24 protein-coding genes and 1 pseudogene are annotated in these 25,707 nt (G+C 41.0%); 12 read left to right on the plus strand and 13 right to left on the minus strand.

All coding sequences use genetic code 11. From position 1 onward, the window contains the following. The first annotated feature begins 171 nt into the window (after window positions 1-171). From ICL16_RS41110 to ICL16_RS41120, 3 genes are all read left to right on the plus strand, one after another. Entirely contained in the window at window positions 172-1,743 is a 1,572-nt protein-coding gene (locus ICL16_RS41110) for a metallophosphoesterase family protein (protein WP_190837770.1), read from the plus strand. 148 nt (window positions 1,744-1,891) lie between these two features. Next, window positions 1,892-2,593, plus strand: coding sequence for a class I SAM-dependent methyltransferase (locus ICL16_RS41115; protein ID WP_420485338.1), 702 nt, complete (start codon window positions 1,892-1,894; stop codon window positions 2,591-2,593). Window positions 2,594-2,617: 24 nt separating this feature from the next. After that, window positions 2,618-2,974, plus strand: a complete 357-nt coding sequence (locus ICL16_RS41120) for a hypothetical protein (RefSeq protein WP_190837775.1) — start codon at window positions 2,618-2,620, stop codon at window positions 2,972-2,974. A 7-nt stretch (window positions 2,975-2,981) separates the two neighbouring features. Here the strand turns inward: ICL16_RS41120 and ICL16_RS41125 are convergent, their stop codons facing one another. The 6 genes from ICL16_RS41125 to ICL16_RS41150 all read right to left on the minus strand — a co-directional run bounded on the left by ICL16_RS41125 (window position 2,982) and on the right by ICL16_RS41150 (window position 8,404). Beyond that, window positions 2,982-3,203 carry a hypothetical protein gene (locus ICL16_RS41125; RefSeq protein WP_190837777.1) on the minus strand — a complete coding sequence of 74 codons (222 nt, stop codon included), beginning with the start codon at window positions 3,201-3,203 and terminating at the stop codon, window positions 2,982-2,984. Window positions 3,204-3,319: 116 nt separating this feature from the next. Beyond that, window positions 3,320-4,108 carry a YdcF family protein gene (locus ICL16_RS41130; RefSeq protein ID WP_190837779.1) on the minus strand — a complete coding sequence of 263 codons (789 nt, stop codon included), beginning with the start codon at window positions 4,106-4,108 and terminating at the stop codon, window positions 3,320-3,322. Window positions 4,109-4,186: 78 nt separating this feature from the next. Then, the gene (locus ICL16_RS41135; RefSeq protein WP_190837781.1) at window positions 4,187-4,699 is read right to left on the minus strand and encodes a hypothetical protein; all 513 of its coding nucleotides are present in this window, start codon (window positions 4,697-4,699) and stop codon (window positions 4,187-4,189) included. Between the two features lie 10 nt (window positions 4,700-4,709). After that, window positions 4,710-6,254 carry a bifunctional aminoglycoside phosphotransferase/ATP-binding protein gene (locus tag ICL16_RS41140; RefSeq protein ID WP_190837783.1) on the minus strand — a complete coding sequence of 515 codons (1,545 nt, stop codon included), beginning with the start codon at window positions 6,252-6,254 and terminating at the stop codon, window positions 4,710-4,712. A 90-nt stretch (window positions 6,255-6,344) separates the two neighbouring features. Next, window positions 6,345-6,944 carry a 50S ribosomal protein L25/general stress protein Ctc gene (locus ICL16_RS41145; RefSeq protein WP_190837786.1) on the minus strand — a complete coding sequence of 200 codons (600 nt, stop codon included), beginning with the start codon at window positions 6,942-6,944 and terminating at the stop codon, window positions 6,345-6,347. 116 nt (window positions 6,945-7,060) lie between these two features. After that, the gene (locus tag ICL16_RS41150) at window positions 7,061-8,404 is read right to left on the minus strand and encodes an adenylosuccinate synthase (RefSeq protein WP_190837787.1); all 1,344 of its coding nucleotides are present in this window, start codon (window positions 8,402-8,404) and stop codon (window positions 7,061-7,063) included. 135 nt (window positions 8,405-8,539) lie between these two features. Here ICL16_RS41150 and ICL16_RS41155 point away from each other — a divergent pair, with 135 nt between their 5' ends. Together ICL16_RS41155 and ICL16_RS41160 are read left to right on the plus strand one after the other, a co-directional pair. After that, window positions 8,540-8,806: a hypothetical protein gene (locus ICL16_RS41155; protein WP_190837789.1), complete on the plus strand. Its 267-nt coding sequence runs from the start codon at window positions 8,540-8,542 to the stop codon at window positions 8,804-8,806. Between the two features lie 430 nt (window positions 8,807-9,236). Next, window positions 9,237-10,280 (plus strand): adenosine deaminase, encoded by a 1,044-nt coding sequence (locus tag ICL16_RS41160; protein ID WP_190837791.1) that lies wholly within the window; start codon window positions 9,237-9,239, stop codon window positions 10,278-10,280. A gap of 79 nt (window positions 10,281-10,359) precedes the next feature. On the opposite strand, the pseudogene ICL16_RS41165 reads toward ICL16_RS41160, so the two are convergent. Beyond that, window positions 10,360-11,592, minus strand: a pseudogene (locus ICL16_RS41165) (sensor histidine kinase); the annotation flags it as partial. 639 nt (window positions 11,593-12,231) lie between these two features. On the opposite strand from ICL16_RS41165, the gene ICL16_RS41170 reads away from it, so the two are divergent. Both ICL16_RS41170 and mutL read left to right on the plus strand, forming a co-directional pair. Continuing rightward, on the plus strand, window positions 12,232-13,896 hold the full coding sequence (locus ICL16_RS41170) for an IS200/IS605 family accessory protein TnpB-related protein (RefSeq protein ID WP_190837793.1): 1,665 nt from the start codon (window positions 12,232-12,234) through the stop codon (window positions 13,894-13,896). A 114-nt stretch (window positions 13,897-14,010) separates the two neighbouring features. After that, the gene (mutL, locus tag ICL16_RS41175; RefSeq protein WP_190837795.1) at window positions 14,011-15,708 is read left to right on the plus strand and encodes a DNA mismatch repair endonuclease MutL; all 1,698 of its coding nucleotides are present in this window, start codon (window positions 14,011-14,013) and stop codon (window positions 15,706-15,708) included. Window positions 15,709-15,743: 35 nt separating this feature from the next. Here the strand turns inward: mutL and ICL16_RS41180 are convergent, their stop codons facing one another. The 5 genes from ICL16_RS41180 to ICL16_RS41200 all read right to left on the minus strand — a co-directional run bounded on the left by ICL16_RS41180 (window position 15,744) and on the right by ICL16_RS41200 (window position 22,308). Then, entirely contained in the window at window positions 15,744-16,577 is an 834-nt protein-coding gene (locus tag ICL16_RS41180) for a hypothetical protein (protein ID WP_190837797.1), read from the minus strand. A 1-nt stretch (window position 16,578) separates the two neighbouring features. Continuing rightward, entirely contained in the window at window positions 16,579-17,691 is a 1,113-nt protein-coding gene (locus ICL16_RS41185; RefSeq protein WP_238361177.1) for a type IV toxin-antitoxin system AbiEi family antitoxin, read from the minus strand. Continuing rightward, complete coding sequence (locus ICL16_RS41190) at window positions 17,688-20,138, minus strand: metallophosphoesterase family protein (RefSeq protein WP_190837799.1); 2,451 nt, start codon at window positions 20,136-20,138, stop codon at window positions 17,688-17,690. The genes ICL16_RS41185 and ICL16_RS41190 overlap by 4 nt, the downstream gene beginning before the upstream one ends. Window positions 20,139-20,157: 19 nt before the next feature. Further along, entirely contained in the window at window positions 20,158-20,475 is a 318-nt protein-coding gene (locus ICL16_RS41195; protein ID WP_202895961.1) for a type II toxin-antitoxin system Phd/YefM family antitoxin, read from the minus strand. A gap of 354 nt (window positions 20,476-20,829) precedes the next feature. Next, the gene (locus ICL16_RS41200; RefSeq protein ID WP_190837801.1) at window positions 20,830-22,308 is read right to left on the minus strand and encodes a tellurite resistance TerB family protein; all 1,479 of its coding nucleotides are present in this window, start codon (window positions 22,306-22,308) and stop codon (window positions 20,830-20,832) included. 245 nt (window positions 22,309-22,553) lie between these two features. Here ICL16_RS41200 and mazE point away from each other — a divergent pair, with 245 nt between their 5' ends. The 5 genes from mazE (at window position 22,554) to ICL16_RS47530 (ending at window position 25,044) form a co-directional block, all read left to right on the plus strand. Then, window positions 22,554-22,784 (plus strand): type II toxin-antitoxin system MazE family antitoxin, encoded by a 231-nt coding sequence (gene mazE, locus ICL16_RS41205; protein WP_190837803.1) that lies wholly within the window; start codon window positions 22,554-22,556, stop codon window positions 22,782-22,784. Then, a complete protein-coding gene (locus ICL16_RS41210; protein ID WP_190837805.1) occupies window positions 22,771-23,010 on the plus strand; it encodes a type II toxin-antitoxin system PemK/MazF family toxin in 240 nt (79 codons plus the stop codon). Before mazE ends, ICL16_RS41210 begins: the two co-directional genes overlap by 14 nt. Window positions 23,011-23,097: 87 nt before the next feature. After that, window positions 23,098-23,700, plus strand: coding sequence for an IS607 family transposase (locus ICL16_RS41215; protein WP_190837807.1), 603 nt, complete (start codon window positions 23,098-23,100; stop codon window positions 23,698-23,700). Next, window positions 23,624-24,889: an RNA-guided endonuclease InsQ/TnpB family protein gene (locus tag ICL16_RS41220; RefSeq protein WP_238361178.1), complete on the plus strand. Its 1,266-nt coding sequence runs from the start codon at window positions 23,624-23,626 to the stop codon at window positions 24,887-24,889. Before ICL16_RS41215 ends, ICL16_RS41220 begins: the two co-directional genes overlap by 77 nt. A gap of 20 nt (window positions 24,890-24,909) precedes the next feature. Continuing rightward, window positions 24,910-25,044, plus strand: a complete 135-nt coding sequence (locus ICL16_RS47530) for a type II toxin-antitoxin system PemK/MazF family toxin (RefSeq protein WP_337907221.1) — start codon at window positions 24,910-24,912, stop codon at window positions 25,042-25,044. Here the strand turns inward: ICL16_RS47530 and ICL16_RS41225 are convergent. After that, on the minus strand, window positions 25,041-25,649 hold the full coding sequence (locus tag ICL16_RS41225; RefSeq protein ID WP_238361179.1) for an ATP-binding protein: 609 nt from the start codon (window positions 25,647-25,649) through the stop codon (window positions 25,041-25,043). The genes ICL16_RS47530 and ICL16_RS41225 overlap by 4 nt on opposite strands. Window positions 25,650-25,707 lie beyond the last annotated feature (58 nt).

Genomic DNA, 25,707 nt, shown 5'->3' on the forward strand with positions numbered 1-25,707 from the left:
ATCAACTCAAAATACTAGCCAACACTACAGCCAGCCTATTTCATTCTTAAAATAATCCATCTACAATTACTATCTTACTCTGCGTTCTCTACTTTCCTAAGGTTTAAACTCTAGGCTATGCGGTTCATTAAATTCAAAATCATTTTATCAACACTAAAATAACTCAATCAGATGAAATTCATCACCGATCCACCAATTCCCGTCAAAATTCAAAAGATGAAGGAACGGGTGCGATGGCGTCATACCAGTATTATTCAGCGAGGAATCGATCAAACCAGTATGATTCTGGACGATGGCAACGACCATAATCCAGAATTCTCCTTTATGGTAATAGGAGATAGTGGCTCTAGGACACATTACGAACACAACCCTCAACGGCAAATTGCCGAATTAATGCATAAACATGGAGATGATTGTCGATTCGTACTGCATACAGGTGATGTAATTTACATCGTAGGTTCTCAAGAGTATTACCCGCAAAACTTTATTGAACCTTACCGTGAGTTTCTGTTAGGAGGCGAAAATCCCAAACGCATTCGCTACGATTGCATGGTATTCAAAACACCCATCTTACCAGTATTGGGTAATCACGATTACTATGATGTACCATTAATGTCTCGGTGGCTAGCAGGAACTACGCTTCCACTGCGCCGATGGCTACGCTATAAAGATGATGTAGAGATTGGTTGGCACGGCTCCTATCAGGGAAACGCTTATGCAAGAGCTTTTCTTGATTACTTAAAGGCGCAATCTGGGGAGCAGCTAGAATTTCACCTAGACAATCATTACACAGCTAAGACAGACACGGGAAGGTGTTTGCGTTATGAACCCGGAGTTTTCACCCGCTTACCCAACCGTTATTACACTTTTCGTTATGGCGGAATAGACTTTTTCGCTCTTGATTCCAATACCTTTAACGAACCATCACCTCTACCTACCAATCCAGAAGGAGAAGCAAAACGTCGTGAACTCCAATCAAAAAGACAGAAAATAGAACTTGAAGAAATCGAGATTTTAGCAGCTTGCGCTAATCTCAAGGCAAACTCTGCTGAAAATGATGAAAAACTAGATGCGCTCAAAGCCCAATTATACCAAATAGACGAAATCAAAATTGATATTGAAAAACAACTTGAATCACACTCCTCACCTGATATCGACTTTGAGCAACTCGATTGGCTGCGCGACAGACTAATTGAATCTTGGCATACAGAGGAAGTACGTGGACGGATCATCTATTTCCATCATCCCCCCTATGTCACCGAAAAGAGTAAGTGGTATCAAGCGCAAACTTTAGCAGTACGCCACCGCTTGCGTGCTTGTTTCGATCAAGTCGCTAACACCCTTGGTTCCTTAACTCAAGGACGTGCGATCGCCGATATAATTTTCAATGGTCATGCTCACTGTCTAGAACATCTGCGCACAACAGACACAGGACATGCCGATTCTTACATCAACTGTATTATCAGTGGTGGTAGTGGTCGTCGTCCTCGTTATCAAAGAGAAGAGGGAACAGAATTGATGGAAACTTTTACAGATAACACAGGTAATTACAACCGTAAAGTTGCGGATTCTCTACTTTTCGTCGGTCGTAATGGCTACGATGACCAACAACGGCTACCTTACTCATTCGTGCGGGTTGATGTTCAAGGCGCGAGCCAACCTAAGTTTATCATCAGACCGTTTGTTGCTGAGCGCTTTCAGGATGAATGGTACAATCGCCAGCTAGAACCATTTACGATCTAAATTTTACAACATAAAAATGAACTATATCCCGAAATATTCTCTAAGCCCCCCTTCACAAGGGGGGTTGGGGGGATCAATACGCGAGGTTCACGAAGTCAGATCCCCCCTTGCCCCCCTTAAAAAGGGGGGAATAATTTTCGCTGTGGTAATCGCTGTAGTATTATGTTGCTTGCTGATTCCCACCAACCCAGCATGTGCAGCTACTCAATCTACTACTTACGAACATCGGCGTATCCATAGCCCAGATGGGATTGGTAAGTTTTACATGCGGCGAGAAATTGCTCAAGTGATGGGGCATACAGGTGCGCTTTGGTTAGAAAGATTCAGCAGAGAGAAAGAGGAACAACCAAGTAAAATTGTCAGCGCTCTTAACCTCAAGCCTAATGATGTGGTGGCTGATGTTGGCGCTGGTACAGGTTACATGAGTTTTCGTATTGCACCCGTGTTAACTAATGGAAAGGTTCTAGCTGTAGATATTCAACCGGAAATGCTGGATATTATTGAGTTTTTGAAGCAGGAAAACCACGTTACCAATGTTGAGCCTGTTTTGGCAACTCTTAAAGATCCCAATTTACCACCTAACAGTGTTGATTTGGCGTTGATGGTGGATGCGTACCATGAGTTTGAGTATCCACGGGAGATGATGCAAGGGATTGTCAGAGGGCTTAAACCAGGTGGTAAGGTAGTGTTGGTTGAATACCGGGGCGAAAATCCTTTTATTATGATTAAAGCCCTGCACAAAATGACTCAAAAGCAGGTAAAGAAGGAGATGCAAGCTGTTGGTTTGATTTGGCGTGAGACAAAAAATTTATTACCTCAGCAGCATCTTATGGTATTTGAAAAGGTGTAGATCTTCCACAAAGTGAGATGACCGATGAAAATTATAATTGCGATCATTGTGACTTTGCTGATCATCAGTACACCCGCTTTTGCCGCCCAACGCTCGGATACAAGCACTGCAATAGCTCCAATCACTATTAGCGAGCGATGTCAGCAGCTACAGATAAATTGTACTCGATCTGAACTGTTGCAAGTAGGACGCAAGTTAGAGCAGTTATACTTCAGCCGATACAACCAGAAACCACCCCAACAGCGTGGTGTTAACATCTATACTAACGCAGATAGCAACTTGATTGATCAAGCCTTAATTACTCAGTTAGCAACTGAAAACGAAAAGCTACGTAAAGACTTGGAAGTACGGCAGAGAAGTCCCTTAAGGAAGGGACAGTAAGTTACACTTATTTTCTGAGAAACCAGCGAAAAATATTCGGTTCACTGCGCATTCTTTCTAGCTCTTGACGATTAGCGTCTGCTGTGGTATGATACCACTCACAATGACGCTTAAAATCTGCTCGCGCTTGAACTTCTTGATAAAACTGGTGAGTAATTTGATGACCTGCAAATGCTTCTTCAGCTTCTGGTGGAGTTGCTGGTATTATGTATGGTAAGTTTTTAGTCATGTGAGACAGGGCGTCGGATGTTGAACATAAAAATGCTGTAACTACTGAAATTATATCTATTTGTAATCATTGGTAGAGACGTTCCGGTGGTGTGGAGACGTTCCGGCGGAACGTCTCTACAACCAACCGCGAAATCTGTAAACCCAAATGCCCACGTATTCTTTTAAAGCGGCAGTTAATTGATGCATATTATCTACGTTGGGTAAAGCATTCAGAAGAGCACCTTTAGGGGTACTGGTAAGTTCACGCATTTCGCCTTCACTGACGAGAAAATCTGTAGGTGCAGGAATAGCGTCAATACCTTGACGTTTGAAGATGAGAAGAGAACGCGGCATATGTAAGGCAGAGGTAATTAGTAATACACGGCGGATATTGCGTTCTGAGAGAATTTTTTGTACATAAAAGGCATTTTGATAGGTATTCAGGGAGTTTGGCTCTTGTATAATTGCGGATTCTGGAATGCCAATAGAAGTCAGAATTGATGCCATATCTCCTGACTCAGATGGACCACTGCCAGACCAATCAATCCGACCACCACTGAGTATAATTAGAGGAGCTTTATTTTGGCGGTAGAGTTGAGCGGCATAAATAACGCGATCGCCATGTTCATTTAAATCTACAGTAGGGCGTGGCGGAAAAGCCGATCTAGTAGCACCCCCCAAAACCACAATTGCTTCAGCATTCGGTATTTCCGTAGGGCGATTTTGCCATTCTAGACTACGCACTAACCAATTACATGCCCAACCATTACTAGTTGATAATAAAATAATTAACGCCAGCGTAACACACAAAGCCGCTATACGAGGTCGTCTCCAGATTAATATTAATCCTACTAATAAAATTAAGCAGGACAATCCCAACGGATAAAAAAACAGCGGTAGTAACTTAGATAAATATAGAAACATAGATTGCTAATGGCTAATCGCTAATAGTTAATGGTAAGAGAGCAATTAACTATTAGCAATTGACAATAAACTTGAGCTTTATCTTCCCCAGAACCGAAAAATACCGACACCAGGTACACGACGGAAACGCCGGGTAGGTTTTCTTCTGCGCCGTTTGCTGCGTTTTGCATCAGCAGGTACTTCTTCATCAGAAACTGCTAAGGCATCATTGGGTAGTTGAGTTCTGGATTCCCCCCTAGTTTCCCACCAAGCAGTGATCCAACCCCCACCCAGACCAGCGATCGCACCGAGTAAGATACTCATTGGGGCTTTATATCCTACAAACGTAAAACCAATCAAGAAAAGTAACCAGTATCTCAATCCTGCATCAATTCCTTCTGATGGAGCTTGTGGAGACTGGGGTCTATTTTTGCTGGCTGATACAATCATCCCTAACGCTAATGCACCCACTACACCTAAAAATAGGCTCACAGATGCTTCTTGCCCTGATACCAAAAATACAATTGTCAAGAATAACCCAAACAGCAGTTGACTTATAAAACTTCCCGTAAACGCTATCAGGTTGCTTTGGTTTTTCTTTTGTTCTGCCATGAGCTGAAGCCTATTGGCGAATTACATCTTTTAATTGTGCATCTTGTGGTTGAGTTGTGTCCAAAAATTTTACTCTTGTTTTTTCTGCTTCAGTAAAAGGCTCAGCTTGTTCCACCTGTGACGCTAATAAATCAACAGTAGCATCAGCCACATCACCCTTTCGATCACGTAGCCGCTGTTCCACAACTTCAAGCGGTGCAGTACAATGAAGAATTTGGAGAGGAATTTGGTGTTTTTCCGCAGTAGCGATCGCCTCCTTGCGCAACTGTTCCCGATCATACTTAGCATCCAAAATCACACTAAAACCCTGACTTGCCAGCATAATCCCCAAATCCAACAAACGTGCATATGTTTTCTGAGTCATTTGCGGAGTATACAACTCATCACCACCACGTTCCAACAAAGGAATACCCGCCAAATGTTTGCGCACAGCATCAGAACGAACATGAATTGCGCCCAGCTTGCGCGACAAAAAACGAGCCGTAGTACTCTTCCCCGATCCCGACAACCCCGACATCAAAAACAATTGTCCTTGACGAGACTTCGTATAATCCCAAGCCTGGGTATAATAACCAGCAGCAGTATTTGTCGCCTCCTCCTTCACCGCAGCCGGAACACCAGGATCATCCAACAAAAAAGAAGTAACCTTAGCTCGTACATAAGCCTGACGACTCAAATACAAAGGTAAAACCTGCAAACCTTCCCAATCACCAGTTTGCTCCACATAAGTATTCAAAAAAGCATTTCCCAGATCCTTGCTTAAGCGTGCCTCCAAATCCATCACCGTAAACGCCACATCATACATCACATCAACAAAGCGAAACGGCTCATTAAACTCAATACAATCAAACAACCGAATCTTATTCTCCCACAAACAAATATTCCGCAGATGAAGATCCCCATGACACTCCCGAATAAAATCACCCTTCATCCGACTCTCAAACAAATCCGTGCGCTCAGCAAAAAAACGATCAGTATATAACTTAGTCTCATCAAACTGTTGTTGAGTTTGAGGACCACCAATATACTTCAAAGTCTGCTCATAATTCTCATCAAAAGCAGCCCGAACCTGAGCCACCGTACCAAAAGAGCGAATATAATCATTAGTCTCACCTCGATCATGGTACAAAGCAACCACCCGACCCAACTCCTCCAAATCACCTTCCGTCAACCTACCCTGCTCAAAAATCGAACTAAACAAAGCCGCCTGAGGAAAAGCACGCATCTTCAGAACATACTCCACCACCTCACCAGCACCACCCAACTCATACCTATCCCCATCCAAAGTAACAGGCAAAACCTCCAAATAAAGCTCACCCGCACCCCGCTGATTCAAACGCAGCTCCTCCTCACAAAAATGCCGCCGCTTCTCCAAACTCGAAAAATCCAAAAAACCAAAATTCACAGACTTCTTCACCTTATAAGCAAAATCTCCAGCCAACAAAACAAAAGAAACATGAGTCTGAATCAACTCAATCGGCTCCCGCACCTCATGCGGATAAAACCCAGACAGCAACATTTGCTCAATCACAGGCGGAACAGAAACTTTTGTCATATTCTTCTTGGCGCTCTTGGCGTCTTGGCGGTTAAATCAACAAAAAAACCAGGGTATCACCCCTGGTTCCCAAAGTAAATATAACAAACATTAAGTAGCTTCAGACACAGATTCTGTACCAGCATCACTAGATCGTTGTGGCGGCAACACACTAACAACAAGTTGATCCGGTTCAGCTTTAGCCGTCACACCCTCAGGTAAAACAAGCTGTTGGATTTGCAAACTATCACCAACATTCAAATTAGAGACATCAACCTCAATCACATCTGGAATATTCTCAGGCGCACAACTCACCTGCAACTCAGTAAACACAGTATCTAATACACCACCGTCTTGCTTCACACCCACTGCTTCGCCCACAAAACGCAGAGGCACTTCCACATCAGTATCACCGTGCCCTGCCACAGCAAAAAAGCTCAAGTGGTAGGGAGTACCCTTAGCTGGATGAGTTTGAACTTCCCGCAGCAAAGTTTTCCCACGCCAAGGAACATCAGTTACTTGAAGTTCAATCAAGGTATTGTTAACCGAACCTTTTTTGAGCAGGCGCTCAACAACTTTAGCATCGATGGTGAGAGCAATGGACTCAGTACCCTTATGCCCGTACAAATTTGCCGGGATTTTACCAGAACGGCGCAAAGCATTGGGCTTGCTACCTTCTGGTCTTTTTTGACATTCTACTGTGATATTCATCTTCCGATTTTAGATTTTGGATTTTGCGAAAAGTTGCAAGGAGGGTTTCCCTCCGTAGCAAACTTTTCAAGACGGATTTTGGATTGTAAAGACGGGAAATTTCGTGTCTCTACAAACTAGGCACTCATTAAGGTAGCGGGTGTACCATCGGGGTGCAACAAAGCACGTTTGGGACCGTGGATAGGATCTTCTACAATGATCGTTTGATCGCGGCTTGCGCCTAAAGAGACGATCGCAATGGGAACCTCAATCAATTCTGCCAAGAATTTGAGATAATCCAGTGCTTGCCGTGGTAAATCATCTAGAGAGCGACAATCACCAGTTGGCGTGCGCCATCCGGGCATGGTTTTGTAGATGGGACGACAGCGTGCAAACTGGCGAGCGCTGTTGGGAAAGTGTTCGCAGCGTTCCCCATCGATTTCATATGCGACACAAACATTGATTTCCTCAAGCTCGTCGAGTACATCTAGTTTAGTGATTGCCAAACAATCCATACCATTAATACGAACTGCATAGCGCCCAATTACCGCATCAAACCAGCCGCAACGACGCTTGCGTCCGGTGGTTGTGCCAAATTCGGCACCGCGATCGCACAACAATTCTCCCAATTCCCCATCAAGTTCAGTGGGAAACGGACCTTCCCCTACCCTAGTAGTATAGGCTTTTGCCACCCCAATCACCCGGTCTATCATTGTCGGTCCTAAACCTGTACCGACGCAAGCCCCTCCCGCCACTGGATTGGAGGAGGTAACATAAGGATATGTTCCGTGATCTAGGTCGAGGAGTGTACCCTGCGCTCCTTCAAACAAAATATTCCGCCGCCGCAGGATCGCATCATATATTCTTAAAGATGTATCAACAACATGTGGGCGTAAGCGCTCTGCGTAGCCCAAATACTCGTCAATCACCTCTTGAGGATTTAACGGGGGCAAATTGTAAAGTTTTTCTAAAATAACGTTCTTGTAATTAATCGTCCACTCTAGCTGTTCGCGTAGCCCCTGGGAGTCCATCAAGTCTAACATCCTGATGCCAGTCCGCTCCGATTTATCAGCATAAGTTGGACCAATACCTCTACCCGTTGTGCCGATTTTGTGGCTTCCCCTGCGTTCCTCCGATGCCCGATCAATTAATCGATGGTAAGGCATGGTAACATGAGCTGTCTGAGAAATCAGCAGATTACGAGTGGAAATACCAAGTTCTTCAAGTTGGTCGAGTTCTGCAATTAAAACCTGTGGGTCTATAACTGTTCCACAGCCGATAATGCATTCAGTCTTTGGATACAAAATACCAGAGGGAATCAAATGCAGTTTAAAGGTTTGACCTTTGACTACAATTGTGTGCCCTGCATTGACACCCCCTTGATAACGTACAACAACATCTGCGGAGCGGCTGAGCAAGTCAGTTATTTTACCTTTTCCTTCATCGCCCCACTGGGCACCTATGACAATGACGTTAGCCAAGCGTTTATTAAAGAGCTAAAGTTTCCACAAATAGCTATTTTATGCATATTCATTAATATTTGTCAAGGTTTTTTCTGAACATTACTAATTGCGATTTTGTAATATGTTTTTTGGCAGTTATTAATTGGTTTGCAGATGTTGGGAATTATTGAGCCTTACAAAGATGGCTTTGTTGAAGTTGTGCCAGAGGGAAAAGGCAGCGACTATTGGCAAATTGCTGCCATCCACATCAAGGGAGAAGTTTTTTGTCCCAACCCTCGCCTTTTCCGCAACGAACTCTCAGCCTTAGGAAAGGCACAGCAAATATATGATTGGATTGCAAGTCATGAACAAGAAACTCGCAGTAGGATATGCTACTGTGAAGAATTAAAGCTACCACTGTGGCGTCATACTAATTCGTAATTCGTAATTATATTTACCCACGCCCCTGTAGTCCCCCCGAACATCGGGGGGACTACAGGGGGGTTTTTTATTAGTTGCGTCTGATCAATTTTAAAAGAAGTATTTTTACCCAGTACTAGATTGATTTTCAGTGCCAGATTTTTAAATGTAGCAATATACACCCTGTGATTGAGACGATTACACCTTGATTGGTCGTTATTATTGCTTTAGGCTACTAAAAACTGATTAGTTTATCTATGATAAATTATCCAAATATTCAGTAATATTGTCAAGTATATTTTCTTAAAAGTCAACATAGTAAGTAGCAACAATTAAAACATTGTGAAGCAAGAATGACAGGGTTTACAGAAATTTTTTTGTGAGACACATTCTTTTTTAATTTGTTACTGTTAATATTATTTAAAATTTATAGTTTATAGGAAAAAGCACTATGGCTTTATATGCTGAATTACATAGGCATTTAGGAGGATCTGTAGTACCCCGCGTTCTGTGGCGCTACTTCCAACGTCACTCGGCTGAGTTAATTTCCCGCTTCGCTGAGTATTCAGAATTTGAAGAGTTTTACACTCGTCCGCGTAACACTTTGGATGAGTATCTGGAGTTACACACCTTGGTGGAAAGTGTGCAAACTGTAGAAACTTTGCCTTACTTTATTTATCGCCTGTTGCGGGGTGCTTATATTTTTGAAAATTTGGCTTATCTGGAATTACGTTATACCCCTTATCTACGGACGCCAGCTCATCTCAGTCAATCCCAAAGAATTGAGAAAATGGCGGAAATTGTTGAAGTTGTGGGTAGCGCGAGTAAACTATCAGAATATCCGATAGTTACCAGCCAAATTCTCTGTATGCACACACGTTTACCTTATGAGGTAAATAAGGCAATTGTTGATTTGGCAGCGCAAAGCAGGCACAATGTTTGTGCAATAGATGTAGCAGGGGGAGATAGCTACTATGCTGAACGGATGGAAGAATGGATTGGGTTGTATGATTATGCGCGCTCTCTAGGTATTAACACCACAGGACACCTTTACGAAACCACCGCAGGCTGTTACCCTCAACTTTTACCTTATTTGATGCGCATTGGACACGGCATTCAAATTCCTCTGCTGTATCCAGAGTTACTCCCAGACTTGGCAAGACGCAATCAGTGTTTGGAAGTTTGCCCCACAACCTACTTGAAAACAGGTACTTTGGAAGATATACGTCAACTCAAGACAGTATTTGACAGATGTTTTGACGCAGGCGTAGATATAGCTATTTGTACTGATAACGCTGGGTTGCACAATGTACGTTTACCGTTTGAGTATGAAAATCTTTTGACTTACGACATTATCAACTTCGATCAACTGCAAGCTTGTCAAGACGCTGCTTTCCGCCATGCTTTTGCTTGGCCATACAGTCAACGCCCAGTTTCCCTATTGAATGGGTTGCTTAACCCTCAACCTGCTAGAGTTTTAGCGATGAGGGATTAAAAGGTGGAAAATGCCTGATGCTTTAGGTATGCGAACAGTACCTAAAGCATTAATAAAAAACAGAAAACTAAGGAATTCTTCATCTAATCGGAATTTCAATTAAAAACTCTGTTCCCTCCCCTGGTTTTGAAGAACATTGAATCTGACCCTGATGTTTTTCAACTACTATTTGATAGCTGATAGACAACCCTAATCCTGTGCCCTTACCTACCCCTTTTGTAGTAAAGAAGGGGTCAAAAATGTGCGATCGCACCTCATCTGGAATACCAAGACCATTATCAGCTATTCTAATTACAACTTGGTTCTTAACAGCTTGCGTAGTAATCCAGATAGTCAAAGGAACTTTTGGATGCTTTATGGGTAATGTCAGGTTATGCTGTATATTGTTAAACTTTTCTTCTAATGCATCAATGCTGTTACTAAGAAGATTCATAAACACCTGATTTAGTTGTGCAGGATAGCATTCGACCAAAGGTAAAGTACCATATTTTTTAACCACCTCAATAGCTGGGCGAGCGCGATCATGTTTGAGCCGATGCCCTAAGATGAGCAAAGTACTATCCAATCCTTCATGAATGTCTACTGGCTTCAATTCAGCCTCATCTGTGCGAGAAAAGTTTCGTAGTGACAGCACAATCTGACAAATCCGCTCTGTTCCTATCTTCATCGAGTCAAGTGTTTTGGGTAAATCTTCGATGATAAAGTCTAAATCAGTCTTGTCAATTTGCGCTTTGATATCAGGGAATAAAGAGTCATTTTGACGGTAAAGATTGACTACATTCAAAAGTGCTTGAGTATATTTAGTTAAATGTATGAGATTGCCAAAAATAAAACTCACAGGATTATTAATTTCGTGAGCTACTCCAGCAATCAGTTGTCCTAAGCCTGCCATTTTTTCGCCCTGAATTAACCGGGACTGAGTTTGTTTTAATTCTTGCAAAGCTTGAGAAAGTTCTGAAGTTTGACGTTTGGTTTGTTCTAGTAATTCCGCTTGCTGGATCGCAATTCCTAATTGCACTCCTACTTGAGCTAGTAAATTAATTTCTTCATCTTTCCAATAACGGGGTTGAGAATTTTGATAAGCAACTAACAATCCCCATAATTTTTCACCTTGCCGAATAGGAACAAAAGTTTCGTTGCGTGGCAGTTTGTCATCTTCGTCTGTATCTTCAATTTCTATAATCATTGGTTGGGCTTGTGCAAGAGGTTTCCAGCCATCTTTGAAGGAATCCGCCACAAATTTCCCGCTCCAATCCGAGTTAAAGCGGTAGATTGCAACTCGCTCTACTTCGAGCAACTCTCGAACAGCTTGTTATAAATGTTTTTGCCACCAACAAATTGATTAAGTAATTTTACACAAAACCCCTTTGTAAAAAATTGTATCGAAAATGGCGTATCCTCAACAGAGGCGGCGTCCTCACCTAAACTGTATATTCTATGCCAAAAAGCTGGTAATTTTTGGTAAAATACTGTAAAAAATGGAAGAGTTAATTTTCATTTTGACCCTCAAAAATCAAGCAATTTGATGCACGAAAGTACAAAAGCTAAGAATATATCTTAATAATTCATGTTGACCAGCCCTTCGGGCAAGGCATTGACCTTGTTGCGGGGTGCAGAAGGCAAGCGTGATTTTTTGTACATTATTTTATCCACAAGATTCTGCTCTGTTTTGCCCCGAGCGGGTACTCACCGCCCCCACCATACCGTCCGTATGTGGTCTTAAATCAGTGCGCGGGGTAAGGAAACAACTGTATTTTCTTATACCTTAATTCTTTCTGCCTCCTTCAGCATAGCTGCCGATGACTCATAGCTGCCTTCGTTTTGACAGAGCAGTATCGATAATAATTGATATATGGCATCAAGAATATTTAATAATAATTAATGTCACATGATAAGATGATGAATTATGTACTATAATTCATCATAAAAATCCATTAGTTAGGTCGAGACTATGGCTAAAAAGAAATCTCTCTACGCTGAATTAACACACAGAAGCTATTCTCGTCAAAAAGATGATAATGGTAATCGCATACCTCAACTAAGACGAGGAATAGAAGCTCAATTGCCAGAACATCCATTTTTAGAAGATTGGGGTTTTTATTACCAATCATTCTTTCGCACTGCAGTGAATGAATTGCAAAAAGGTAAAACTGAAGACCAAATAGAAAAAGAATTTCAAGAACGATTCGGTATTGAATGGGCGTGGTCTGATTCTTTATCGACTGATGCTAAGGCTAGAACTGACCAGTTAGTAACAGCTAGAGATAACAGAATTTCCGAACTTACTAAAGATATAGAAAGTGGCTGGAAAACAGTAGCCGAGGGTATTGAAGATTTAGAAAACAGATTAAAAAATCCTATCCGGAAAAACTTACAAGGATTTGAGAAGAAATTATTGGGACTGAAGTCTAAAGCCTTGCGGCTGACACGCAAGCAAGCAGAAAAAGATAGATTACTAAAGCAAAAAAGGCTGCATGTTTGTTTTGGTTCTGCAAAACTGTTTAACGCTCAACACCATTTAGAAGTAAATAATTATCAATCTCACAGCGAATGGAAGATTGATTGGGAAAAATATCGTAGCGGTAATTTTTACTCTGTAGGTAAAGGGAAAGTTGCTGGTAATAATCCAGTTGCCGGAATATTTTATGAAGGTGATGATAACTTTACTGTTCGCTTTACAGTTCCTGGCTTTCTCAGAGAAGATTACGGGCAGTATGTATATTTAACATTTGAAATTACAGGTCAAAGGAAACATGATTTACTATATGCTTTATCAGCAAATAAACCAGTGACTGTTCAGTGCTTTAGACGCGAGCATAAATCCGACAAATGGTACATTCACTTAACAACTTATGTTCAAGATGTACCAACAATCAGCAGTTTAAAAAATGGTGGCTTGGGCATAGATTTAAATGCAGAAACCATAGACATTATTTATAGAAAACGCGATGGTAATCCATTCAGAGAGAATGATAAACAAGTAATTTTAAGTTTCCCAATACCGACAGGTACAACAGGACAAAAAGAGGCTGCACTCAGAGATATTGTTTGCGAAATAGTTCGATTGGCAGAAATATACCAATGCCCCATTGCATGTGAGAATCTAGATTTTTCAGTCAAGAAAGCGCAACTACGTCATAGCGGCTCTAAACAATATAACAGAATGCTTTCTGGTTTTATCTATGACAAATTTCGTAGTTTTTTAGTTGTGAGAGCCGAAAAGTATGGAATAGAAGTCAAATTTGTTAATCCGTATATGACCAGTGTAATTGGGATGGTCAAATACATGGCGAAATACGGTTTAAATTCTGCGAGCGCCGCCGCTATGGTGATTGCACGTAGAGCTATGGGTTTTAAAGAGTATATCCCCCATTCGTGGTTAAAAACTCTTTCTCAATTTTTTGCACCGGAGGATGTGAAAGATGGAGGATTCGGGGGAGGATGGCGTAGGATTTCTGACTGGTTAAGAAAGTATGCTATCCGCAGATCCCGATTGTTTCAACCTGATACCGTGTTGCGGTTCCTTTTGGATTCCTTGATTGCGGCTAGTCCTAAAAAAGCTAAACGTCAGAGGGGAAAATTTACTGCGACTGCTACAAGTGTAGCAACAGCTTGAAGCTTCGTTACGGTTTAAGGGGGTTTCACCGACTAGGCTAGCCTCCGGCACTGGAAAACTAACGAAAATACCAGTTATTGGTAGAATTTTCCGGGTTATTTGTAGGTGTAGATTATGGTTGCTATTATTCAAGCTTTACCAACAGAAGTTGTACATCTGATCGCGGCGGGAGAGGTAATCGACTCTTTCGCTGCTGTAGTGCGGGAATTGGTAGAAAATTCTCTTGATGCAGGTGCAACGCGGATAGTAGTTTCCTTATGGCCAGATCAATGGCGTGTCCGCGTAGCAGATAATGGTTGTGGAATGACTCTTGATGATTTGCAACAAGCTGCTACAGCACATAGTACTAGTAAAATTCGCTCTTGTGCTGATTTGTGGAAGATTACTAGTTTGGGATTTCGTGGTGAAGCGTTGCACAGTTTGACAACCTTAGCAAATTTGGAAATTTTAAGTCGTCCAACATCTGATGTAGGCTGGCGGGTTGTTTATGGTTATGGAGGAGAAGCTGTACAAGTAGAAGCTTGTGCGATCGCACCTGGTACAGTTGTCACAGTCTCCAATCTCTTCGGCAATTGGTTAACTCGTCGTCAAGGTTTGCCCACAGTAGCTCTTCAAATGAAAGCCGTGCAAGCAGCGATTCAACAAATCGCTTTGTGTCATCCCCACGTTACCTGGCAAGTTTGCCAACATGACCGTGCATGGTTTACACTCAGTCCAGCAGCTACTTTGACACAATTGCTGCCCCAAATTTTACATCAGGTTAAACCAACTGATTTACAAGAATTAAAATTAGAACTATCTCAATCAGGTAGAGACGCCCCACCAGAGCGTCTCTACGGTGTGATTGGATTGCCAGATCGTTGTCATCGTCATCGCCCAGATTGGGTAAGAGTGGCTGTGAATGGACGGATGGTGAAGTCACAAGAACTAGAACAAACTATACTCACCGCATTTCACAGGACTTTACCACGCGATCGCTACCCGGTTTGTTTTCTCCATCTATATATTTGTCCCGATCAAATTAATTGGAACCGCAACCCGGCAAAAACAGAAATCTATCTCAACGAACTCAGTTATTGGCAAGAACAAACATCCAACGCAATTGATCGCGCACTCCGCATCAATTCTAATTCTGTTATAGACTCTGTGCATACGACACGAGTCGGTCAATTAATTAAAGCCGCAGAAGAAAAAGGTGGATATCACCTCAATCGTTCTATTTCCACCCCAGAAAACAATACCTCTGTAGAGACGTTGCCTGCAAAGTCTCTACTACAATTAAAGGCGATCGCTCAAGTTAACAACACCTATATTGCCGCAGAACATCCTAGTGGATTGTGGTTAGTAGAACAACACATTGCTCACGAAAGAGTTTTATATGAACAGTTGTGCGACAATTGGCAAATTATTCCAGTCGAACATCCAATCATTATTTATCAATTATCTCCAGCGCAAGTTTCTCAACTACAACGCATCAACTTAGATATAGAACCATTTGGTGAACAACTTTGGGCAGTACGCAGTATACCAGCACTTTTGCAACAGCGAGACGATTGCGCGCAAGCAATTTTAGAACTTAGTTGGGGAGGAGACTTACAAGCCGCTCAAGTAGCCGTCGCCTGTCGCAGTGCCATTCGTAACGGTACACCCCTCAACTTAGAAGAAATGCAAACATTATTAGACCAATGGCAGCGCACTCGCAACCCCCGCACTTGTCCCCACGGGCGCCCAATCTATTTATCTTTAGAAGAGTCAGCTTTAGCTCGATTTTTCCGCCGTCACTGGGTGATTGGGAAAAGTCATGGTATATGACAGATTTTTAAGCTACGGAGTAGAAGTCCAGTTAGTTAAGTATAAGCCTCCTCCAGACCATATTGGAGTACTTGAAAACGTCTAACAATTTTCTCAAACGCCTCATCCCAGGCATTTTCGTCTAAATTCTTAGGCACAAATTGTGGAATAAACCGATTCTGATTCTCGATAATTTGTGTCACAATTTTGCTAACCTTGTTTAGGGTTTCTTTTCTGAATGCCTTTCTGATATCTCGACCTAGCACAACAATGGAAGCTTCATCAACCTCAAACTTGTCTGTTAAAAGTTCGTCAACAAGTTCTTCATATACCCGCTCTTCTTCTTGATAGTTTTGCAGGACAAATATAATATCTTCTAAATCCTTTTTTTCTCTTCGCTCATTCCAGGCAAGTAGTTTCAAGACTATAAAAGCATAAATATTTGCAATCCGAAGCTCAATATTGTCAATCTTCTCAATTTGTGTATTAAAAAAAGCTTCTTGTAAGCCTAAAATACTCATTTGATTACCATCAGGCCAAGTAATTTCCTGCAAGTCGTTACTGATACTGCCGAAGGGAATAACGTCTACTTCCAATCCGGTTTCAATGTGGATAAATTTGTGGATAACACTGGTTTTCTTAAATCGAGGAACTTGCCCAGTTATCATTTTGGTTACTAATGCGTAATAACGCTCCCAGCTATCTAATTGTACTGCCACATCCCAATCTGTAGTTGCTCGACCCTGAACGTTATATTGACTGTCGAAAATTAACAGTCTTGCTCTAGCACCAATCAACAGCATCGGAACTTGTAATGAATCGGTGATAGCTGTGAGATCGGTGAGAATTTGTTTCGTTTCTAGGTCGAGTTTAGTCTGTGGATCTTTCATACTACACCATCTCAGCAATTTGTTGTCTTTTGGCAATATGTTGATCGTAAAGACGCTTAGCTGTCTCTTTTAGACGCTCGTCTGGATGCAAAGCCAATTCAGCATGAATCAGTAAGGGATCGACAACAGGTTTGGATTGGCAATCTTTACACTCATTCTTATTTCCAAACTGCTTGAGAATGCTAATGCTTCCATCATGATCTGGTTTGAGGCGCAACTTAGTGGTTATGACTCGATAATTCTCTTGGTTTGGGATGTGAAGAACAGTACTTATTGGTTTCAAGTAACCTGTGATAATTGCAGCGCCAAATTCTCCCCCAATCAGTATTTTGTGAGGTTGTGCTATCTCTATAATTTTGTTGGAAATATCGGAAAAATGAATGTTTCCAATGGGGCTAAATATATTTATTAAGAGTTCTGGACGGAGATTTTCTACATAGCCCATTTCCCATCTTTCTAGGAGTATGGTGTAATTTTCAATTCGATATTTCCCACCTGGTTGGCGCTGTAAGTAGTTAAGTTCGTACAAACTATCTAGGCTGTCTTTGACAGTATTTAAGTCAACTCCTGTAACTTCTACTATATCTTCGGGAAGAGCTTTTAGTATTTTTGGATCTTGAAGTAAGGCGTATGCAACTTTTAGAGTACTGGTAGTAATCTTGGGAGCAGAGATTGCTTTCTTACTCGAAAATGAACTGCTGTTAATCAAAATGTATATAGATGAATTATTAAGATAAATGTTGCCGGTAGTATCAATAAATTCAATATTTTGTTCGAGCAGTTCATTCACTAATGCATCAGACAGAACATCTGTTACGAGTAGTGGTCTTTGACCATCGCTGAGTCGTTGTCTGAGATGCTTTAGGTAGTTGAGCGCTATATCGAGTGTTTCATGCGTCAGGTGAGATTTAATTTCAACTATATATTCAAGTTTCTTTTGAGGAGTGTAAATAGTTAACAGTCCATCAGCGATCGCACTTTCTACCTGGAAAGGCTCTACGGTCGTTGTTGTCTTGATCTGGGGTAATTCTTCCAGTTTTTCCAAACATTTTTGTAACCAGGGATGCTTCGGTTGCATAAGAGAAGTACTTTGGATATTTCTTGTTAAGTTCATTGTATATGATGAACCTCTTTAAGTACATCAGCTATAGGATAATCTTGATTATCAAAAATCAGTGATACTTCATATCTAGTTAATGGGAAAGGTTCCAAAAACTTGTCCTTCTCCCAGCTTTGTAGTCGCCACCAAAGAGTTTGTACTGCTATTTCTTTACTATCAATCATTTCAAAAGTAATTTCGCCTATATTATTCACTCCCACAATTTCTCTACCTCTCCCTTTTTTACCCGTGAAATCTCTGTAGTTTTTGGCAATTGCTAAATATTTTTCTAATGCTTGTTTGCGGTTTTCTCCGGGTAGGGGAGCAGTCACAGATACAGGTTCAACAAAACGTTTTCTTGGCGGTTCATTAAGTTTTTCTAATTTAGCTAGTAGAAAGTCAATTCTATACCACCACTCAGGTTTTTTAGTAATTTCTAGTATTTTAGTCAACTTGCGCTCATTGACCAAATTTACTCTCACGGGATTACCCTTGAGCCACCAAGGAATACTTTGCAGCATCCGCTCAATTAGAGTGTAATAAATGCCAATTTCTAGTGTTTCTTCAGGATTTTCCCACCCGATAAATTGGGCTGTGGGCAAATAGTTGACAATTGCAAAAGGAACAAAACCTTTTTTATGCAATGAACGACTTCCACCTATTCCCTTAACTTCATTTTTAAGGGAACTACTGGTAAATTGAGCAATAACAAGTTCAGTGTCAATGTTTTTTGACTGTTGAAATGGACGTGTTGCTGCATATTGCATGCAAGCAGAAAAACTATAGTGAACATCACCTGATAAAATAATTACACTACTTTTGTTGGCTGGTGATGCGCGTAATGCAAGTGCAGCAAGCAGTCGTTCAAATGCTGTTTCTTCTAAACTCCAACCTTCAGGATCGAAACCCCAAGCAGCGTTACCTAGTTTTTCTGCCACACTTTTAGCTGTCTTTTGTACAGCTTCTAAAAATGGTACACCAATCACTGGTCCTGGCGATATTACCAAAGTCACTTTTACATCATCAGGGCGAACTACTTTGGTAATTTGTTCATTGCAACCTTCTGCACTCAAAAGCCCAGGAAAATCAAAGTCTTTGCCCGGAAATTCTCGCCAAGTGCGCGTGTCCAGTACTATTACTTCATAGTTTGGTGCTGTTACTGTATAATGCCATTTTAAGGAATCACTATGTGGTACTCGTCTGGGTTGACTGTTCTTAATATCTGCAAGGTTGGGCAAGCCAACACGCAAAGTAATTTCCTGTTCGGATTGTATATCTGTACCACCATGTGCTGACCATTTTGCAGCAGCTTGGAGCAATGCTTCTCCAGTACCATCTTCAAACTGCTCTGGTGTGTTTCCCCAACCTTGAAAGATAGCGTAGGCTAGCAATCCATTTTGGAGTACGCGCCTACCCAAGGGTTGTTTGAGAACGCGATCGCACCACGCTATATTTAGATACAAGTCATCGGTAATTTCATGATCGTCAAATATCATGTAGGTAGGAACATTCGCCAAAGCGCGTCTAACTTGCGCAAGCGTTGCCAAAAATTCTTGTAAATAACCAACTTCTTCTCTAAATAAACTTCTACCCTTTGCAAATCTCTGTGCGTTAGGATTAACATCATCAAATGTGGGAAAATCTTCTGGTTTAACCCATAGCACATCACACCAAGCGAATAAATACATTGCACAAAATTCGCCAAATGTCAACAAATGACTTTTGGCAATATTAGAAATTTTGTTAAATTTGCTGATACTTGATGTTAAGCCAGCAGTATATGTAGCTAAATTATTGCGTTGTCCGGGATTTAACTCTACAATATTCTCTACATCAGGTAGTTTTTCCTGCCAACCTAAAAGCGTTTGACTTGCATCCATTAACATGAAAAGCAAGGCATCTGCCACATCATCTACATAAATTTGGTCGCCTGTCAGGAAGAGTTGATGCGGTCTTTTTTTCGGGTTTTGTTCTAACGCTTCTTGAATCATTTTGTCCATTGCCGCCAGCGCATCCATACTTTCACCGTGAGGCTTGCGACAGGAACCATGCACAATTCTTAAATCATTTAAATCACTTGGTACAAGTGCAAAACTTGGCAAATCATATCTAGGATAGGTAATATCTGTAATTGAACCTGACCTAGTTATTATACCAGGATGACTCAGCGTTTCTCCATTACCAAAATCTAAATTGTAGAGATAATTCTCACCGTATACAAGTACAGATGATGATTTAGCAGTGACAGCAACAACATGCAAATGAATGCCAAGTTGAATAGTATTTCTACTTCCTGTAAATAAGATTTTTTTGTTAGTGTCTAATATTTCTAAAGTAACAGTACGACTTTCCTGCAAAGCAATCCACACCGTTACAGCATCGCGTTCAGTGCGACGTAAAATTGGTCCTGCCAGAACAAGTGGTAGCTTGTTGATGCGATCGCTTAACGGTTTCCAAGTCATATGGAACTCCCATTACTACTCATAGTGAGTCCACATCCTCAGGATTTTTACAGTCTTTACGTCTTCCAAAACTTGATACACCAAACGATGCTGAATTGTCACACTCCTCTACAGGAGTTACCATACCTTCATGAATTGATTCGCGCATACTTGGTATAGAGAGAAGATAAAGAGTTTCCTGTATTGCATTCCAATCCTCTTGTGAGATCAGAACTGCGTTAGCACGCTGTCCGGTAATTAGCACTGGTTTGTGAACTGCCGCCGTCTCATCAATCAGATGATTGAGCTGAGTGTGCGCTTCATCTACAGAAATAGTATCAATAAATACATTATCCATAGCAACCTTTAGAGGTATCAACTGATTGGCATTTTAGCTTTTTTCAGAGTTTTTGCCATCAAAGCAACCCACACAGTTACAGCATTGAGTTTAGATGGTATTTTCCCACAGCTTTAAAGACATTGGGTTTTCGATCTAAAGGTTTACAACTGCAAAGTGCAAAACTGTCATGCTCCCTCTTGACATTGACTTTTGAGGAACTCAAAAAACTTTAAATTTTCCGCATTAAGTAAACATAAAAAACAGCCAATATTTGAAACAGTCTTAATAAGACTATATAGAAAGTTGGCTGTTTTTTTCGGTAGCACTACTTGGCGTGATTTAAGATTTTTTACTATTCACAAAATACTTTCTTTAGAAAGTTTCTCTGACTTGTACAGGAACAGGTATGTTTTTAGACTTAATTTGTACAGTAGGCGTAATCAGGCGACGAATTTCACTAATTACTTCCTCAGAAACCTGAAGAATCTTTGCCATACGGTCGTGAAGTGCTATTTCCTTTTCATCAATCTTACCATCTGCTTTAGCGATTTCCCAAGTAATAGCTAGAAGTAATCTCCGTTTAATCTCGGCTTTATCCTGTTTTTCTTCATGCAAAATATTCTTAGTTACAATGTCATCAAAGCTATCGTTAGAGTCCATTGCAGCCTTGACTCTATTTTTATCTGTCTGACTAATTAATGGGTTATTTAAAATTTGTATCACAGCCAGCTTTTCTTCTTCACTAACCTCTCCATCTGCTCTAAGCATTGGTAGTGAAGCTATGATGATATCCGATAAAAACTGGCTCAACTTCGTTTCTTCTATTTTGCCAAGAGCAAACATTGTTGCACTAAAAGCTCCTGTACCAATTGTTAAGCCTAAAGCAATTGGGGCTGCGATTGTATACATACTAAAGGCTGTAGCGCTGACAACGGTTTTTCCACCAAAGAAAAACGTTTGTAGCGCTCCCGGTACAAAAGGAGTCCACCAAGCAGCTGGAGCTAAATTAGCAGCTGCAACAGTTGATGCTAGCATCCCTGTTCCAGCACCAGCCCCAGCACCTAAGATAAAAGAACCACCAACTTTTTTCCATGGTTCAAGGCTGTCGCTAATTATCTTAATCTCAGATTCATTGAGGGAAATTTTGGTAGAATTTTTTGTATCTAGGTACAAAACTAATTCATATAATTGCTTGCTGAAGTATTTATTAATTTCATTAGAGACATCTTTACCACACTCAGCAATTTTTGGCGATAAATCATTCAAAATCTTCTGGACTTTTTTAGATAATTCAGTCCAGTTTTTACCTAACTGAACTTTTATACTTAGCAGATCATCCTGCATATTTTGTAAATCATCTGTATGGATAGCTTTGAGATTGGCAAGATAAGGTTCATTAAGATGCGTAATCAAATCCAAAGTAGTTAAAATGACAACGAAAGCAATTAGCAGTGCAATTGGAGTTGTAACTGCTCCAAGAATTGGAACTCCTGTAAACGGTACAAAGGAGTGAGCTATGAAAGTCAATAGACCGCCTAAAATCAATAAAGCACCTGTTACATACTTTCGAGTTTGAGACTCAGGCGTAGAATCTTGGTATAAAATTATTAGGGCTTTAATATAACGGGGAAGTTGACCAGCCCGTGGTATGGCAAAACCCAGTAAACTACCAAGCGAAGTGAAAATGATTGGGATAATGGATGCAAAAAGACTAGTAACAGCTGGTAAAGCAAGTCCTGTGAGTGCAAACATTGTTTTTTCTAATTCCTGAATACTAACTTTTAAGGATGTACTACTGGCTTTGGTAAAAAAATTAGCGCTCGCCAGTAGTACACTATTTAGTATTCCCATAATTACATTAGTTTATACAAAGTTAATTGATTAAATAGCTAACCAATTTTCGACCATCGTTCAAAAACTCTGGGCGTCTTTGTACGATGAACCTTTATCTACATGGTATTGCTGGCGATGAAAGTCCCTTCAAGGTAAAAGATGCTTGATAGCAGATCCAGATGATCGCTTAACGGTGTCCAAGTCATGTAGCTTTTGGCATTAAATTTGGGTATGATATTATCATCATACTAAAAAGTAAGATAATGCAAAAAGTCACAGTCACTTTAGAAGACGACATCCTAAAATTTGTAGATCAGCAGGCACAGGGGAACCGGAGTGCCTACATTAATTCTTTGTTGGCAGAACACCGTCGTAGTTTTTTGGAAGCACAAATGATTGCTGCCCTCAAGGAGGATGCCCAAGATCCGGAGTATCAGGCTGAAATTGCAGCTTGGGATAGTGTTGTTGGAGATGGCATTAATGCCGGGGAGTAATTTAACCTATCAACGAGGAGAAATCCGTTGGGTGAAGCTCGATCCAACAGTGGGGGCTGAGGTGCAAAAAACCCGTCCTTGCTTGATTGTGCAGAATGACATCATGAACCAGTATGGACTGTTAACAATTGTGATGCCGTTTCGACCGGGAAGTAAAGAAGCTCCTTATGTCGTCAATGTTACAGCAACATCCGCTAATGGACTAGATCAAGACCCTAGCGACTAGGAGTCCAAATACATACTAATTTATAGAATTTTCCGGAATTATCGCAGAAATTGTGGTATTATTTAATAAGTAATTCCACTTTCAACTATGACAAGATATGTTACACCGCGAGAAGCGATGCAAATCCTCCAAGTCTCAGAAAAAACGCTCAGAGACTGGGACAAAGCCGGAAGAATCAGTACAATTAGAACTCCTGCTGGGCATAGAAGATACGACATCGACAGCGTTCTTGACCCAAGAAATACAAAACAACGAAAAATCGTTCTCTATTGTAGAGTTAGCTCACACAAACAAAGAGACGACCTCAACAGACAAGCCGACTACTTACAATCTCTCTTCCCAAGTGGTCAAGTTATCAAAGAAATCGGATCAGGACTCAACTACAAGCGAAAAGGTTTACAAACCCTTTTGGGACAAATTCTGTCTGGAGATGTCGAACAAGTTGTATGCAGTTATAAAGACAGATTGGCAAGATTTGGAATCGAAATCATTGACTATATCTGTAATCAAAACAATACAAAACTCGTGGTTCTCAACCGCATTGATCTGTCTCCAGAGAGAGAATTTGTCGAAGACATCTTGGCAATTATTCATGTCTTCAGTTCCAAACTCTATGGACTCCGAAAGTACAAACAAAAAATCAAAGAAGATCCGGATTTACCCAGAAGCAAACCTGAGACTAGTTTATAGAAAGTGGTTGGCTGCTTGTCGTTGGTGCTATAACCAAGCTATTGCTTACCAACGTAATTGTTTTATTAAGGGAGAGAAACAACCAAACAGATTCAAACTACGAGATATTATCTTAAAGTCTTGCCCAGAATGGGTGGCGGAATGTCCTTATTCTCCAAGAGAAGAATCAGTTTTTGATGCCAAGATTGCCTTTTCAAAAACAGCTACTAAAAATAAAAATACTCCGAGATTTAAATCATGTCGAGCACCTATAAAAAGTTTACGCATTAGTAGTAAATACTGGGGAGTTTTCTATTCAGGTAAAGGAAAAACTAAACAAATAGCTGGATTTACACATTACGCAACTTCTCAGATAGTAATCAACTCCGAAACCTTTGCAATCAAGGACTTACAGTTAAACCCGGTGGAGCCTTTATGTGGGGAAATGCCATCAGAGTTTACTATTGTACTGGACAAAGGTAGATGGTTCATTTGTTTTGCAATACCTTTTGATATACAACCTAACAGCAAAACAAATGCTATCGGACTCGATCCAGGGGTCAGAGCGTTTCTCACAGGCTTCGACGGTCAAAACATATTAGAGCTTGGCGATGGTTCAATTTCTAAAATAGCTATTCTCTGTCAACGTCTAGACCAGTTACAATCTCAAATAGCCCTTGCAAAAGGGAGGAACAATAAACGATTACGTTGGAAATTAAGAAGACAGTCAGAGGTGTTGAGAACTAGGATTAGAAATTTAACTAACGAGATTCACAACAAAACTGCTGCTTTCTTAACCAAGAACTATAAGCACATATTCTTACCCACTTTTGAAACTTCTCAAATGGTGGTTAAGAAAAAACGTAAACTAAATTCTAAAACAGCTAGAAATATGCTTACGTGGTCGCACTATAGGTTCAAGCAAACTCTTAAATTCCACGCCTTAAAACGTGATTGCGTTGTGCATGATGTAACAGAAGAATTCACAAGCAAGACGTGTAGTCGATGTGGACATGTCCATGATAAGTTAGGTGGAAATAAAAAATTTAAATGCACCAATCCTAATTGTGGTCATGAAATACCAAGAGATTGGAATGGAGCGATTAATATTTTCATCAAATCAATTAATGATTTGGTAAATGCCTCAACGACCGTTGAGGCTGGGGAGGATACGCCCCGATACACAGTAGAATTTAGTACTAGTTACTAGGTTTTACCGGGTTAAATGGTATCCGTTTTATTGATGTCGGGCAAATTCGTGCTGTAGATCATCGTCGTATCTTGGGTTTGGTAGGAGTGTTGGAAGAGGAATACTGGGAACAAATTCGCACAGCTTTAAATATAGTGTTGGGGTTTACTGTCTAAAGTACCAACTGCAAAACCCAGTAGCGAAAAAGTTCAACGATAATTCGCCAGCGCCCCTGTGTCTCCTCAACTACATCATGGCGCTTTAGAGTATTGAGCGCTTCCGGCAAAGCGACAAGATCGATACCTGTACAATGAGCTAAAGTGTCCAGAGTTAGCCCATCTGGTGTTGGTGCGATCGCTCTAAGTATCGCTTGTTGCCCATCAGCACCCCGTGCAGCTTGTCCCCAAACTCCATCAAAATAGTAGCGTCCCCGTTTGAAGAATTCAGAGTCGTTAATCACAGCTTCCACATCTTCCACTGTGAAAACTGGATTGCGGGAACGCCCTTGCTCGAAAACATAATCATTGTAGCGACGAACCAGTTGAAAACCGACTAACTGCACTAAATAAGGTTGACCATGTGTCAATGTATATATATAGTCTAGAGCTTCTGGCTTGTAGTCGAGGGGAAAGTCTTCATCTGGGTTGGCTAGGATTTGGCGGGTAGCTGCACGTTTCTGGAAACCCACATGAATAGGGATGACGCTAGCGAAAAAGGGTAATCCCATGAGCCAATTTTCTGGACGTAGGATCGCCACGCCAAACGCCACGCCAAACGCCACGCCAAGAGCGTCAACCCAACCTACCTTTAAAACTCCTATTCTTCTCTCTGCGTCTGAG

The sequence above is a fragment of the Iningainema tapete BLCC-T55 genome (genome assembly GCF_014698965.1).
Classification (GTDB): domain Bacteria; phylum Cyanobacteriota; class Cyanobacteriia; order Cyanobacteriales; family Nostocaceae; genus Iningainema; species Iningainema tapete.

Excerpts from the sequence above, each read along its gene's own strand:
- ICL16_RS41160 (WP_190837791.1), top strand. The coding sequence starts at position 9,237 with ATGGCTTTATATGCTGAATTACATAGGCATTTAGGAGGATCTGTAGTA.
- mazE (WP_190837803.1), top strand. The coding sequence starts at position 22,554 with ATGCAAAAAGTCACAGTCACTTTAGAAGACGACATCCTAAAATTTGTA.
- ICL16_RS41145 (WP_190837786.1), bottom strand. The coding sequence starts at position 6,944 with ATGAATATCACAGTAGAATGTCAAAAAAGACCAGAAGGTAGCAAGCCC.
- ICL16_RS41200 (WP_190837801.1), bottom strand. The coding sequence starts at position 22,308 with ATGGGAATACTAAATAGTGTACTACTGGCGAGCGCTAATTTTTTTACC.
- ICL16_RS41130 (WP_190837779.1), bottom strand. The coding sequence starts at position 4,108 with ATGTTTCTATATTTATCTAAGTTACTACCGCTGTTTTTTTATCCGTTG.
- ICL16_RS41220 (WP_238361178.1), top strand. The coding sequence starts at position 23,624 with ATGGACTCCGAAAGTACAAACAAAAAATCAAAGAAGATCCGGATTTAC.
- ICL16_RS41125 (WP_190837777.1), bottom strand. The coding sequence starts at position 3,203 with ATGACTAAAAACTTACCATACATAATACCAGCAACTCCACCAGAAGCT.
- ICL16_RS41210 (WP_190837805.1), top strand. The coding sequence starts at position 22,771 with ATGCCGGGGAGTAATTTAACCTATCAACGAGGAGAAATCCGTTGGGTG.
- ICL16_RS41135 (WP_190837781.1), bottom strand. The coding sequence starts at position 4,699 with ATGGCAGAACAAAAGAAAAACCAAAGCAACCTGATAGCGTTTACGGGA.
- ICL16_RS41180 (WP_190837797.1), bottom strand. The coding sequence starts at position 16,577 with ATGAAAGATCCACAGACTAAACTCGACCTAGAAACGAAACAAATTCTC.
- ICL16_RS41195 (WP_202895961.1), bottom strand. The coding sequence starts at position 20,475 with ATGGATAATGTATTTATTGATACTATTTCTGTAGATGAAGCGCACACT.
- mutL (WP_190837795.1), top strand. The coding sequence starts at position 14,011 with ATGGTTGCTATTATTCAAGCTTTACCAACAGAAGTTGTACATCTGATC.
- ICL16_RS41215 (WP_190837807.1), top strand. The coding sequence starts at position 23,098 with ATGACAAGATATGTTACACCGCGAGAAGCGATGCAAATCCTCCAAGTC.
- ICL16_RS41110 (WP_190837770.1), top strand. The coding sequence starts at position 172 with ATGAAATTCATCACCGATCCACCAATTCCCGTCAAAATTCAAAAGATG.
- ICL16_RS41120 (WP_190837775.1), top strand. The coding sequence starts at position 2,618 with ATGAAAATTATAATTGCGATCATTGTGACTTTGCTGATCATCAGTACA.
- ICL16_RS41185 (WP_238361177.1), bottom strand. The coding sequence starts at position 17,691 with ATGAACTTAACAAGAAATATCCAAAGTACTTCTCTTATGCAACCGAAG.
- ICL16_RS41190 (WP_190837799.1), bottom strand. The coding sequence starts at position 20,138 with ATGACTTGGAAACCGTTAAGCGATCGCATCAACAAGCTACCACTTGTT.
- ICL16_RS41170 (WP_190837793.1), top strand. The coding sequence starts at position 12,232 with ATGGCTAAAAAGAAATCTCTCTACGCTGAATTAACACACAGAAGCTAT.
- ICL16_RS41140 (WP_190837783.1), bottom strand. The coding sequence starts at position 6,254 with ATGACAAAAGTTTCTGTTCCGCCTGTGATTGAGCAAATGTTGCTGTCT.
- ICL16_RS41155 (WP_190837789.1), top strand. The coding sequence starts at position 8,540 with ATGTTGGGAATTATTGAGCCTTACAAAGATGGCTTTGTTGAAGTTGTG.